We start from the raw sequence: 13,026 nt of genomic DNA, 5'->3' as shown, positions 1-13,026 counted from the left end.
GTCAATAATGCCTTAAGTCACTGAAATAAGTTCAACGGTGCCGTCTTCATTTACTTCGGTAATGTGTCCGTCTGGTTCTTTCATAAAAAACAGTGCGCCTAAGCCAAGTAATGCACTACCCGCAATAATGAAAAAGAAGGTTTGATAATCAACAAGTGATAATGCCGTTAAGTAAACTACTGCGCCTACATTACCGTAAGCGCCTGTCATACCTGCAATTTGCCCAGTTAAACGACGTTTAATTAGCGGTACTGCAGCAAATACGGCGCCTTCACCGGCTTGCACAAAGAACGAACATGCCATAGCAGCCACAACAGCAAGCCATAAAGGCCACGATGCATCAACCAAGCCCATTACAAAATAACCAACAGCAAGACCCATCGTAAGTACAATAAGTGTTATACGACGACCTAATTTATCTGAAATCCAACCGCCACCAGGGCGAGATGCTAAGTTCATGAATGCGTAAGCAGAGGCTAAAATACCCGCGTACACCATATCAAGCGCAAACACATCCATAAAAAACAGCGGCAACATAGAGACAACCGCAAGCTCAGAACCAAAAGTTGTAAAATATAAAATATTTAAAACAGCCACTTGCTTAAACTCATAACGATGCGACTCAGGTACAGGCTCTTTAAAAATATGACCATTTACGTCAAAGGTTTTATACACTTCGTAAATATAAAGTAGGACTAAAAAAGCATACACAGCAAGTACAAAATTAGCCGAAATTAGGTTAGCACCGGTTGGCGAAAGCTTCCAAGTAAGTAATGCTAATGCGCCGTACATAGGAATTTTCATAATAAGCAGTAATACAAAGTCGCCTTTACTGGTAACTTCCATTGCGCCTACTTTTTTAGGTTTAAAGTATGTACCGCCTTTTGGCGTATCGGTTACATTTAAGTACCAAATAACACCAAATATAACGCTTAATACACCGGTTAAACCTACTGCATAACGCCAGCCATCTTCGCCGCCAAACATTAGTGCAATAATTGGCAATAACATAGCCGCTGCTGCTGAACCAAAGTTACCCCAGCCGCCATAAATACCTTCCGCTATACCCAACTCATTAGCAGGAAACCATTCACTCACCATTCGAATGCCCACAACAAAGCCAGCACCAATAAAGCCTAAAGCAAAACGCGCTATTGCGGCTTGCTCAAATGTAGTTGCCATAGCAAACATAAAACATGGAATACTACAGCTAATAAGTAGTGCCGCATAAACAATACGGGGACCAAATTTATCAGTTAGCATACCCACCACAACACGCGCAGGAATAGTTAACGCTACATTTAAAATGAGTAATGTTTTAACTTGTGCCATGGTGATCCCAAGTGAACCCGCTATGGCACCTAATAAAGGAGCATGGTTAAACCATACAAAAAATGACACAAAAAAGACCATCCAACTTAGATGCAATACTTTCATTTTTCCGCTAAACGATATTAAGTTAAACCCAGAACTCGGTTGCATGTTTATTTTCCTCGTAAACGTATTATTGTTTTATTAATGCCCCACCCTTTTATATGAGTAGCAGCCCAATGTTTGTTAAATTTAAGTTAACCCGATATAGCAATTACTGAGCCACTAATTAAAAGCCATAAATTTCATATAGTTACATGCAACAGTTGTTTTTATACGTTATAGTTGCACTATATGAGTGAAGGGCTCTGGGTTGTTAGAGTGCAAATAAAAAGTGTTACTACTTGCTCTTGGATTTAACAACTTGGTATTGTTCAAAAAAATATGAGAAGTTTGAAAATGCAAAAAACACCGCTAACTTACCAGCAGCAACTGCGCTATTCTCGGCACATTATGCTGCCGCAGCTTGATATAGACGGACAAGAGCAGCTATGGCAATCGCATGCTTTAATTATTGGTGTGGGTGGGCTTGGGTGTGCGGTAGGTCAATACTTAGCGGCATCTGGCGTTGGGACGCTTACCTTAGTTGATAACGATGAAATAGACGTGACCAACCTGCAAAGGCAAATACTATATAAAGAAAGTGATATTGGTAGCTCAAAATGCAGTGCTGCTAAAAAACAGCTTAACGCGCTTAATAGTGAAATAGACATAAACACCATTGAGGCATTTTTTGATACAAGTACCTCTACAGAACAATTATTCAATAACATTGATATAGTGATTGATTGCTCAGATAACCTAGCAACGCGCAATGCACTTAATAGCGCCTGTTTTAAGGCTAAAGTTCCGCTGGTGTCAGGCTCTGCAATACGTATGGAAGGACAAGTCGCCTGTTTTACTATGGATAAAAACAGCCACTGTTATGGTTGTTTATCACAATTTTTTAGTGAACAAACACAAAGCTGCTCAGAATCCGGTGTGCTCTCTCCTATTGTGGGGCTAATAGGCAGTATTCAGGCTACTGAAGCGCTAAAAATGCTTGCTGGTTTGCCAAGTGGCTTAGACAAACATTTATTGCTGGTGGATGGTTTAAGCATGGAGTTTAATCGTTTTAAAATAGCTAAAAACAGTCAATGTGCGGTGTGCAGCATTTAGTTATTCTAGATTACTGATTGTTGTATAAAGCACATCGCCCACTTTAAAGTCGTTTTTGTCCCACACTCGTCTTGATGCCAAGCAATACAATGTTTGCCCATCTACATTAAGCGTTAACTGCCATTTATTATTAATAAGCTCAGCCTGAGTTAATACCGACTTTAAAACATTGCTATGCGTTGTTTGCTCAGGCTTTAACGCACTAAACGACATTTGCTCACTTTCTATAATTAGCTTATTACTGCTGTCTACAAGTGCAGGAAGCACAAAAAGCGGCTGCTCACTTTGCTGTAATTGTAGTTGATATAGCCCGTAGTCTTCATCAAATTTAACCACATCGTAATTAATTAAGCTCAGCGGTGTTTGCCTATCGTTTGCATAAATAGCCTTTGCAACGTGTGCACTTGCACCCTGGTTTATCACCTTACCTTTATCAAGCTGAATAAGGGTATCGCAGCAAAATAGCAGCTCTTTTAATGAGTGACTTACTATTATAAATTTAATATTAAACTTAACTGCAAACTCGCTAAGTTTAGTGAGCGTTTTAAAACGCAATGACCAATCAAGCGCACTAAAAGGCTCATCAAGCATTATAAATTTTTGACCTGCTAACAGCGTACGTGCAAATACTACACGTTGGCGTTCGCCACCCGATAAGCTTTGTACATCACGGTTTAGTAAGTCTTGTAATTCAAGCGCTTTAACAACGTATTCTAGCGTTAAGCTTGTTTGCTTATTCCCGCAGTGTTTTTGTGTAAACGCTAAATTACCTGCCACATCTAAATGAGGAAACAACGGGCACGATTGCAACTGAAGCGTAATACCGCGTTTATCGCTTGGCAACTCATGCACTGGCTGATTGTTTACATAAACACTTTTTGCAGGCTCTAAACCGCTAATACAACGCAGCAATGTTGACTTACCCGAGCCGGAAGGTCCGTAAACACCCAATACATTAAACGACTCAAGCTCAAGGTTTATATCTAAATCAAAATTATTGAGTGCTTTAAAAAGGCTTAACTTAATCATGTTATTGCTTAACCCCTACAATGCTTTTATTAAACTTAAATAACAGCACTAAACAGGCAAACGAAATAGCCAGTAAAATAAGTGAAAGCTGATGCGCCGCTGTATAATTTAACGATTCAACATGGTCATAAAGCGCAATAGACACCACCTGTGTTTGCCCCTGAATATTACCGCCAATCATTAATACCAAACCAAACTCACCCAATGTGTGCGCAAAGCCTAAAGCAAACGCGCTACCAATACTGGGTTTTAAAAGCGGAATAATTAAATGCACAAAGCGTTTAAACGGGCTTAACCCAAGCGCAATGGCTGCTTCGTTATAGGTTTGATTAATATGCTTAAACCCAGCCACAAGTGGCTGCATAACAAAAGGCAGTGAATAAAAAAGCGAGCCAATAACCACGCCCTGAAAACTAAACGCAAGCTGTGTACCCGTTAGCCAAAACCAAAACTGCCCAAAAGCGTGATCAGGCGAAAATAAAACAAGTAAGTAAAACCCTAACAACGTAGGCGGCAGCACTAAAGGCATTGCAATTAATGCCTCTAAAAATGGTTTAAATTTACCGTTATAGCCAGCGAGCTTGTAAGCCAGTGGAATACAAAAAACAAGAAGGAGTACTGCGGTTATAAAGGCAAGTTTTATAGTTAACCACAGCGCGGTTAAATCACTTTGAAGCATTGTTGTCCTTTATTCTGTAACCTAATTCAATTAACTGCTGCTGCGTAGCCTGCGTCATTAAAAATTGCATGAGTTGCTTAGCGCTAGCACGCTTTTTAGTCGACTTAATAATAACGCCTTGTTGAATTATATCGGGATATTGATTGGTAGGCAGCACGGTGTAATCTAAATATTTTTGATCTTGCGTGTTACTGTAAGCCGCCTTTAGTGATGAAACAGCCACTAGCCCTACTCCTACATTACCACTTTCAACAAACTGAAACGCATGCGTAATATTATTACCGTATACATAGTTTACTGGCTTTTTAAAATGGTTATTCGCGTAGTGCTCTGAGGCACGCCCGTATGGTGAAAAGCGCGGATTAGCAATGGCTACTTTATCGTTTACTTTTTCAGCTTTGGGTTGCCACAAAGCAAGTTCGCCTAACGCGTAAGTGATTAAGCTACTTTGCTCGGCATAACCTTCTTTAATAAGTGATTGCGGTCGAAAATCGTCAGCCGATAAAAACACATCAAATGGCGCGCCATGCACTATTTGCGAATATAAAACACCGCTAGAAGCGGCTGATATTTTCACGTCAACATTAGGTAATGGGGATTTTTTTAGTAGGGTTTGCAATACAGTTTTAAAATTACTCGCTACGGCTACTTGCAGCGTTTCTTTTGCGTTTACGCCGCACGAAAGCGTGCATGCTATAAGCAAAAAATAACCCAACCATGTATTGTAAAGCTTTGACATTATAAGTATTGTTTCAAAATAAAATGATTTAAGTAAGCAATATATATGAACGATGTTTGCAATGCACCCGGTTTATTGCCAATTGAAACTGCAATACAAAATATACTTGGCTCAATAACGCCTGTTAAAGACGTTGAAACCATCACTATAATGCAAAGCGTTGATCGCGTTTTAGCAAGCGATGTTAAATCAACTATAAACGTACCAGCTCATAACAACTCCGCAATGGATGGCTATGCGCTATGTATTTCAGATAAAAGCTTAACCTATACACAAATAGGCAGCGTGTTTGCGGGTCAAGTTTTTGAAGGAACGCTTACCCCAGGGCAATGCGTAAGAATAATGACCGGCGCCGCAATTCCACCCGGCGCTAACGGCGTTGTAATGCAAGAAAACGCCTCGGTTGATGGCGATAAAATTACGTTTACTGCGCAACCAGAGCTAAATGAAAACGTGCGTTTTGCTGGCGAAGATATTGCAATCGACGATGTTATTTTAAAAGCAGCCGATAAATTAAAAGCCGTTGATGTGGGGTTACTTGCATCCTTAGGAATTGCCAATATAGACGTGGTAAGAACCCTAAAAATAGCCGTGCTTTCTACAGGCGATGAGCTAATTGAACCTGGTCAGCCGCTTAAGCAAGGCGCTATTTTTGAAAGTAACCGCGCTGTTATTATTAGTGCGCTGCAACAAAAAAATATCGACGTGATTGATTTAGGGATTATTCCTGATGACAAAGAACTCATTACTAATGCATTTTTAAAAGCGAACGAACTTGCCGATGCCGTAATAAGCTCAGGCGGTGTATCGGTTGGTGAAGCCGACTTTACTAAAGAAGTGCTCAACGAAATTGGCGAAATTCACTTTTGGAAAATAGCCATGAAACCAGGCAAACCTTTTGCCTTTGGTAAACTAGCTAACAGTTACTTTTTTGGCTTGCCAGGTAACCCTGTGTCGGCTGCAGTTACGTTTAATCAGTTAGTAGAGCCGGCACTGCAAAAGCTGTCGGGTCTTGGTGAAGTAAACCCTAAAATGCGTTTTAACGCTGTTACTACATCCGTTATTAAAAAGCGCCCAGGAAGAGCTGATTTTCAACGCGGTACTGCAACAACTAACGAGCAAGGTGACTTGGTGGTTGCCCCGTTTAATAAACAGGGCTCGGGTGTACTTTCGTCGCTTAGTAAAGCTAACTGCTTAATTGTAGTGCCAGCACAAAGCGGCAATATCGAAAAAGGCGCAACAGTAAGTATTGAGTTGCTATAAGCCTAAAATGCTACAGCTAACTGTATAATTTAGCTGTAGCGCTATGTAGGTCTTAAAATATTTTTATATTTAATGTTTGAATTAAACAATTTAACTTTTCGCTACGCCCTACAAACTCTTCTTTGCTCAATTTATTAACACACTTTAGCGCATTTTTAGTCGCAAAGTATCTATCATAACTTAGGCTTCTTTCGCATTTAACACTATACGTTGAGGGCCAAGAGCCACCAGCACCTGTTGCTACTCCAACAACATTACATGTAGCATCTATATACTGCTCCCATGCTGATATTTGCGCTTTAACTGCATCAACTTGGTAATCATCAGTTAGTTGCGGGTAAATTTCATCCATCATTTTACTGATTTTAGTTTTGTATCTATTACCCTCTAAATTATAAGTATTGCCGGTGTGCATTGCACCGCCTTCTGGCCAACCATCAGCGCTTTGTGCAAATGCGCCAAATGATGAAATAGCAAAAGTAAACCCAATAATAATTTTATTCATTTTAAATCTCTTTAATACCAATCTGCTTATATATGGGGTCTATTTAACGTTAAGAAAATTACGCTAGAACTAGGCAAAAATTTTTGTATCTAGTTGTTCTAAATAAAAAATTTTTAACGACGTTATAGTGCAATTTAATTCGTTAAATTGATCAAAGATTTATGCAGGTTGGTATAATAGTTAGACCAGATACCTGTAAAAAAACGCCTATAAAAAAACGCCTATAAAAAATGCCGCTAAGCTTAACTGAGCGGCATTATATTATTCAATAAGCTTTTAAAGAGGTCTATTTAAAAACCAAATATTTTTAAATCAAAAAACTTAGTCGCCACTGTATTTATAAATATCACAGCTAGAATGACAGGAATAAACGTTGAAAGTGAAAAGTTGACGTACTTTTCCATCAAGCTTCCCGCATAATTAGGCGAACCTAAGCTTAGCTCTTGCGTTAAGCGTGCTTTTTTCCAGCGGTACATTACAAACAAACACACCATTAAGCCATTAAGCGGTAAAATTGTGTCGTAAAATACATCAACAATAATATCAAAAAAGCTCTTATTAACGCCGCCATAACTGGTGAACGAAGTAAGGCTGTCAATCATACCAAACGACATTGTACATAAAATAGTAAGTACACCGGTTGAAAGTGTAAGGATGCCCAATGCTTTTTTACGGCTAATACCTTTACGGTCACTTAGTGTTGCTGTCGGTACTTCTACTATTGAAACAAGTGAGGTAATTGCTGCAAAAAATACTAATAAGAAAAATGAGAACGCAACAATAGACGCACCTACATAACCAATATCATTTTGTAGTGCTAATAATATTTTAGGTAGGTATACAAAAATCATTGATACAGACGAGTCAGAAAGTGCTGATGGGTCTGTGTTTGGATCAAAGCTAAATATAGCGGGCAACACCATTAGGCCCGCTACAAACGCAACGAGTGAGTCCGTGATAGCGACCATTTTAGCGCTACTTACAATGTCATCTTTTTTAGAAATGTATGACGCGTAAGTCATTAATATACCCATACCCAGCGATAGCGAGAAAAACGCTTGGCTTAATGCGCCATTAAGTACACTTGCACTCATCTTAGAAAAATCAGGAATAATGTAGTATTTAACACCGGCCATTGCGTTATCAAGCGTTAATACATAAGTAACTAAGGCAAGTAGCATGAAAAGTAAGGCTGGCATTAAAAATTTAGCGGCTTTTTCTATGCCTTGTTTAACACCCCCTAATAAAATTAAGTTAACAATAATAACCACAACGGCCATATAGCCAAACACAGTGTAACTATTAATAAAAACACCAAAGTGGCCAGGATCTGCAAGTAAATCTAAATTACCGAGGCCTGTTTGCGTTAAGTAACCAAAAATCCAAACTGTAATTACCATATAAAACACAGCAATCATAAATGGTGTAAGCACCGCTAAAAAACCTGCTAGCTTCCATTTTTTATCGTTATTAGATAATAGCTTGTACGAACCAAGTGGATCTTTTTGAGCGTTACGACCCATTGCCATTTCAGCCATCATGACTGGTAAACAAATGAACACGACAAATAAAGCGTAAATTAATAAGAATGCGCCACCACCATTTTTGGTAGCAGAAACCGGAAAACCAACTAAATTACCAATACCAACAGCCGAACCTGCCGCTGCCATTATGAATCCGAGGCGGGAACTAAATCGTTCTCTATTTTCGCTCATGCATAAAACCTTTTTATTATTTTGTATATTTCAGCGACTCTACCAGTGTTACACAGATATTTTCAAGCAATTACAGCTTAAAAATAAAATCGAAGTGTAAACCTGTGTAAATACGCTTTTAATTCACCAATTTTCAACGCTGTGGTAGTATTGCGTTAATCAAATTTAACAATTTTTATGAGATTCCTTATGTTGTACATGATTCACTCAACAGATGTTGAAAACAGCTTAGAGCTTAGAAAAGCAGCACGCCCGGCACATTTAGCACGCCTTAGTGAGCTTGATTCACAAAACCGTTTATTAACTGCGGGTCCGTTTCCGGCAGTCGATAGTGAAGATCCTCAAGAAGCAGGTTTTACCGGTTCATTAGTTGTTGCTGAGTTTGAATCAATAGAAGCAGCTCGAGAGTGGGCAGCAGCTGACCCTTACGTTGCCGCTGGCATCTATGAAAATACAATTGTTAAACCTTTCAAAAAAGTGTTCCCTGCTTAAAAGTGTATTAAACCCTAAGAGCGTGTGTTGCACTGTAATTCAGGGTTTGTTCACAAGATTTTAATTAAAATTACTGAGATAAAAGCGAATTTAGCGTTTTTACTTGAATTTTAGTAACTTAGTTAATTAAACTAAGTGGGTCTGGTCTAGGAGTTTTCCATTATGCGCGTATTATTAAGCCTCGGTTTTATTGCTTGTGTTAGCTTAGCTAACTTTGCTCAAGCAGCGACGGCCACCCAAGCATCTCATGCTGAGGTGGACAAAAAGAAAGCCGTAATACTTGCAAAGAAAACAATAGGCGGTAAGACCTTAAAAATTACCGAAAAAACAGATTTTTATACCGTACGAATACTCAAATCTGACGGCCACGTCGTTGATTTACATATAAATAAAAAAACCGGCGAAGTGAAAAAGGATTAACAAATGCGAATTTTAGTTATTGAAGACGATTTACATTTAGCAGATAACCTACGTAATGCTTTAGAAAAAGAACGTTACAGCGTGGATTTATGTCACGATGGTGAAGCAGGTCTTTTCCACATTACAGAATACCCGCTTGATATGGCCGTAGTTGATTTAGGTTTACCTAAAATAGACGGTATTGAGCTAATCAATAAAGCACGAGCACAAGGCATTACTATCCCTATTTTAATCTTAACAGCGCGCGATCGCTGGCAGGATAAAGTAGAAGGTTTAGATGCAGGTGCAGATGACTACCTTACAAAACCATTTCATGTTGAAGAACTTATTGCACGTTGTAATGCATTAATTCGTCGCAGTGCTGGTAAAGCAAATCCAGAAATGACTGCGGGTCCAATTAAAATTCATACACGTTCACAACAAGTATGGGTTGATGATAAAGAACTTAGCCTTACAGCTTACGAATATAAAGTACTTGAATACTTAATGGTAAATCCGCAAAAAGTAATTTCTAAATCAGAACTTACTGAGCATATTTACGACCAAGACTTCGACCTTGATTCAAACGTAATTGAAGTATTTGTACTACGTTTGCGTAAAAAGCTTGACCCTGAAGGCGTACTAAACCCAGTAGAAACACTACGTGGGCGTGGTTACAGGCTTAAAAGCCAGTGGTAATACCGCAAATATCGTTAAAAATAAGGCAAGGATTTATCCTTGTCTTTGTTTTATTAGTCGCACTCCCTATCTTATTTTATTCAATTGGCAAAGCGTATTATGCTTCACTGGTTGATGCGACAGAAAAAACCCTCGAGGCACAGCTCTACTCGCTAATATCTGAAGTCGACTTTACTGAGCATGGTATTATTATGCCCAGCACTATTTTAGCGCCTGAGTTAAACAGATTAAATTCAGATACCTACGCAATGATTTACCGCGATGATGACCCTGTTTGGAACTCAGAATCGGCTGTAAATTTAAACTATGTACCTCAACAAATAGAGACCAAAGCCGGTGCCGCCGACTTCAGGCGCGTGGAGTATAATAATACCGCGTACTGGCAACTTAGCCTGACTGTAATTTTAAACAACATAGATCAATCAGAACAAGCTCGCTTTATATTAGTCAAACGTAACGACGCTCTACTTCGTATAATGGATGGCTTTAAGCAAACCCTTGTAGATTGGATGTTTATCATGGGGATTGCAATTGCAGGCCTAATGGCGATTGGTTTCATTTGGAGCGCTCGCCCACTCCAACGACTCGATAAAGAAATAAAAGCGATTGAATCGGGTGATATTCAAGAAATTAAAGGCCTCTACCCTGTAGAGCTGCAAACAATAAAAGCAGACCTAAACTTGCTACTTGAGTCGCAACAGCGCCAAAAAGAGCGCTACAGAGCCTCATTAAGCGACCTTGCTCATGCACTTAAAACACCGCTTGCAGTACTAAAATCAAGTCCATTGGCAAACGATGCCGATGCACAAGAACAACTCGACCGAATTAATGTGATGATCGAGCACCAATTAAAGCGTGCTGCAACGGGTGCATCAGACACGTGGAAAAAGCAAACACCTATTAAGCCAGTACTCGATTCAATACTCAGTGCTATGGCAAAAGTATACCGTGATAAAGATATTATTTTTAACTGCACTGTAACTGAAAAAGATTACTTTTTAGGTGACCAAACAGATTTAATGGAATTACTCGGTAACTTGATTGATAACGCCTGTAAAGCGTGTCGCTCGCAAGTAGAAATACAAGTAATCCAAAGTAAAACTCTGTGTATTGGAATTAGCGATGATGGTCCTGGTGTGCCAGAGGATAAACGTGAATCTTTACTTACACGTGGTACTCGCCTCGATACATACGAAAGCGGACACGGCGTAGGCATGGCGATTGTATCTGATTTAGTTAAGTCGTATAACGGGACGCTTACCATTACCGATGCTGATAACTTAGCCGGCGCTCAATTTATCTTAGAGTTTAATTACTATGACAAAAAGTAACTATTTATTAAAACTAACTGCCATTGTGCTATTAGCTACAAGCCAGTACAGCTTTGCAGATGAGGCATGTACTTTAGCCGCTAAAGCAACAACCGATGAAGCTAAGCGGTATATTCAATGCCTAGATAGCCAGATTGATAAAGCAAAGCAAGCACAAGGCAGTTGGATACAAAAGCGCAAATATGAGCTAACTAAATCACAAGAAAGCACAGGTAATACGCAAGTACTGCCGTTATTTATGCGCAGCATTAAAAATAATGAAAAGTACCTTGAGAGCGCCTGCCAATGGCGTTACTTAATAAAACTTCCTAATGCGACAACAGCGGCCATTAGCTATAAACTCTGTGAAATAGAGCTTATAAATCAATTTACAGAATCACTAAAACACCCATTTTAACGTAACTTAAGCACACTAAACTAGTTACGTTTATCTACTCGTTCCCTTTAGCCTACTTGACAATTTATTCATATCAAAACAAACTACCTACTAGTAGATTGCTAAATAGCTAATAGGTAAACAAATGACTAAACCAGTAATAATTATAGGTGGCGGACTGGCCGGCTTATACAGTGCGTATAAATTACAACTGCTTAATATTGAGTACTTATTACTGGAAGCTAAATCGCAATTAGGCGGCCGAATTTTTGCTGCGCAATCACCAATAAATAACGATGTTAGTTTTGATTTGGGTCCTACGTGGATATTTCCTCACCAACCAAAAATCCAAGCTTTAGTAAAGTCACTCCACTTAAGTATATTTGAGCAATACAACAAAGGTGATGTGTTATATCAAGCACCTAACTCCAAGCAGCCTCAACAAATTGCAGGTGCTGGAGATATGCAGTTATTTAGACTCAAACACGGCATGAATACCTTAATAACTGCCTTATACGAGCAACTTAATCCTGATTCAGTGTTATTAGAACACAATGTCACTGAGCTTAAAAAAGGTGATAATAACTGGCAAATTACGGTTAATCACTTAGGTAATATAAAGCACTTTACTACTGAAAAACTAATTTCAGCAATTCCTGCTCGTATGGTTACAACACACTTAACACCTGAACTATGGGCTACTCCAACGCTCATAAACCGCCTTAGTAGTGTACCTACATGGATGGCAGGACAAGCCAAATTTATAGCTACTTTTGAACATGCATTTTGGCGTGATAAAAACTTATCAGGGCAATGCTTTAGTCGCGTAGGCCCAATGGTCGAAGTTCACGATGCCAGTGCTGGAGATGGCAATTACGCCGCATTATTTGGCTTTATAGGTGTGCCCTACTTATCACGAAACCAAGTAACTAAAGAGCAATTAATTCAAGCCTGTGCCCAGCAGCTTAGCTACTTTTATGGTAAAGATGCTAAAAAGGCAACGGGGTATTTTATTAAAGACTGGGCAGACGATAAGTTTGTAGCTAATAGAGACGATCAAACTCAACCTTCGCAGCACCCAGAATTTGATTTTTCAGGCTTAGATGAGCAATTAAATAACTTGAACATTCATTTTGTAGCGAGTGAGTTTGCAAAACAAGAAGCGGGATATTTAGAAGGCGCAATAAACGCAGTTGATGAAGCTATCAATTCGTTTACTGATCAATAGCCGAACACTCAATAACTAGTATTAGTAACCGAGTATTTAACT

General features: G+C 39.1%; 14 protein-coding genes. 8 read left to right on the top strand and 6 right to left on the bottom strand.

Annotated elements, in window-relative coordinates; all coding sequences use genetic code 11:
- Positions 1 to 12 precede the first annotated feature (12 nt).
- The gene (locus AAEY68_RS12730) at positions 13 to 1,482 is read right to left on the bottom strand and encodes a NarK family nitrate/nitrite MFS transporter (protein ID WP_007585259.1); all 1,470 of its coding nucleotides are present in this window, start codon (positions 1,480 to 1,482) and stop codon (positions 13 to 15) included.
- A gap of 288 nt (positions 1,483 to 1,770) precedes the next feature.
- On the opposite strand from AAEY68_RS12730, the gene AAEY68_RS12725 reads away from it, so the two are divergent.
- Entirely contained in the window at positions 1,771 to 2,529 is a 759-nt protein-coding gene (locus AAEY68_RS12725; RefSeq protein ID WP_024593769.1) for a HesA/MoeB/ThiF family protein, read from the top strand.
- On the opposite strand, the gene AAEY68_RS12720 is transcribed toward AAEY68_RS12725, so the two are convergent.
- The 3 genes from AAEY68_RS12720 to modA are packed head-to-tail and all read right to left on the bottom strand — an operon-like array spanning position 2,530 to position 4,976.
- A complete protein-coding gene (locus AAEY68_RS12720) occupies positions 2,530 to 3,558 on the bottom strand; it encodes an ATP-binding cassette domain-containing protein (RefSeq protein ID WP_024593768.1) in 1,029 nt (342 codons plus the stop codon).
- Position 3,559: 1 nt separating this feature from the next.
- Positions 3,560 to 4,237, bottom strand: coding sequence for a molybdate ABC transporter permease subunit (gene modB / locus AAEY68_RS12715; protein WP_002959821.1), 678 nt, complete (start codon positions 4,235 to 4,237; stop codon positions 3,560 to 3,562).
- On the bottom strand, positions 4,224 to 4,976 hold the full coding sequence (gene modA, locus AAEY68_RS12710) for a molybdate ABC transporter substrate-binding protein (RefSeq protein ID WP_024593766.1): 753 nt from the start codon (positions 4,974 to 4,976) through the stop codon (positions 4,224 to 4,226). The genes modB and modA overlap by 14 nt, the downstream gene beginning before the upstream one ends.
- A 45-nt stretch (positions 4,977 to 5,021) precedes the next feature.
- Here modA and moeA point away from each other — a divergent pair, with 45 nt between their 5' ends.
- Complete coding sequence (moeA, locus tag AAEY68_RS12705; RefSeq protein WP_024593765.1) at positions 5,022 to 6,239, top strand: molybdopterin molybdotransferase MoeA; 1,218 nt, start codon at positions 5,022 to 5,024, stop codon at positions 6,237 to 6,239.
- A gap of 52 nt (positions 6,240 to 6,291) precedes the next feature.
- Here moeA and AAEY68_RS12700 read toward each other — a convergent pair whose 3' ends face one another.
- Both AAEY68_RS12700 and AAEY68_RS12695 read right to left on the bottom strand, forming a co-directional pair.
- Complete coding sequence (locus tag AAEY68_RS12700; protein WP_024593764.1) at positions 6,292 to 6,744, bottom strand: lysozyme inhibitor LprI family protein; 453 nt, start codon at positions 6,742 to 6,744, stop codon at positions 6,292 to 6,294.
- 290 nt (positions 6,745 to 7,034) lie between these two features.
- The gene (locus tag AAEY68_RS12695; protein ID WP_010552537.1) at positions 7,035 to 8,459 is read right to left on the bottom strand and encodes a sodium-dependent transporter; all 1,425 of its coding nucleotides are present in this window, start codon (positions 8,457 to 8,459) and stop codon (positions 7,035 to 7,037) included.
- 189 nt (positions 8,460 to 8,648) lie between these two features.
- Between AAEY68_RS12695 and AAEY68_RS12690 the strand changes: the two genes are divergently transcribed.
- The 6 genes from AAEY68_RS12690 (at position 8,649) to AAEY68_RS12665 (ending at position 12,984) form a co-directional block, all read left to right on the top strand.
- On the top strand, positions 8,649 to 8,951 hold the full coding sequence (locus AAEY68_RS12690) for a YciI family protein (RefSeq protein WP_010552536.1): 303 nt from the start codon (positions 8,649 to 8,651) through the stop codon (positions 8,949 to 8,951).
- 162 nt (positions 8,952 to 9,113) lie between these two features.
- Entirely contained in the window at positions 9,114 to 9,371 is a 258-nt protein-coding gene (locus AAEY68_RS12685; protein ID WP_002959808.1) for a PepSY domain-containing protein, read from the top strand.
- Between the two features lie 3 nt (positions 9,372 to 9,374).
- Entirely contained in the window at positions 9,375 to 10,049 is a 675-nt protein-coding gene (locus AAEY68_RS12680; protein WP_007375447.1) for a response regulator transcription factor, read from the top strand.
- A complete protein-coding gene (locus AAEY68_RS12675) occupies positions 10,043 to 11,380 on the top strand; it encodes an ATP-binding protein (RefSeq protein ID WP_024593486.1) in 1,338 nt (445 codons plus the stop codon). Before AAEY68_RS12680 ends, AAEY68_RS12675 begins: the two co-directional genes overlap by 7 nt.
- Positions 11,367 to 11,777 carry a hypothetical protein gene (locus tag AAEY68_RS12670; protein WP_024593485.1) on the top strand — a complete coding sequence of 137 codons (411 nt, stop codon included), beginning with the start codon at positions 11,367 to 11,369 and terminating at the stop codon, positions 11,775 to 11,777. Before AAEY68_RS12675 ends, AAEY68_RS12670 begins: the two co-directional genes overlap by 14 nt.
- 124 nt (positions 11,778 to 11,901) lie before the next feature.
- Complete coding sequence (locus tag AAEY68_RS12665) at positions 11,902 to 12,984, top strand: flavin monoamine oxidase family protein (RefSeq protein WP_024593484.1); 1,083 nt, start codon at positions 11,902 to 11,904, stop codon at positions 12,982 to 12,984.
- Positions 12,985 to 13,026: the final 42 nt, after the last annotated feature.

The sequence above is a fragment of the Pseudoalteromonas sp. RB2-MNA-CIBAN-0110 genome (assembly GCF_040309305.1).
GTDB classification, from domain to species: Bacteria; Pseudomonadota; Gammaproteobacteria; order Enterobacterales; family Alteromonadaceae; genus Pseudoalteromonas; species Pseudoalteromonas arctica.
Note: the sequence above shows the minus strand (reverse complement) of the source record. Positions and strands in the feature narration are given on the sequence as shown.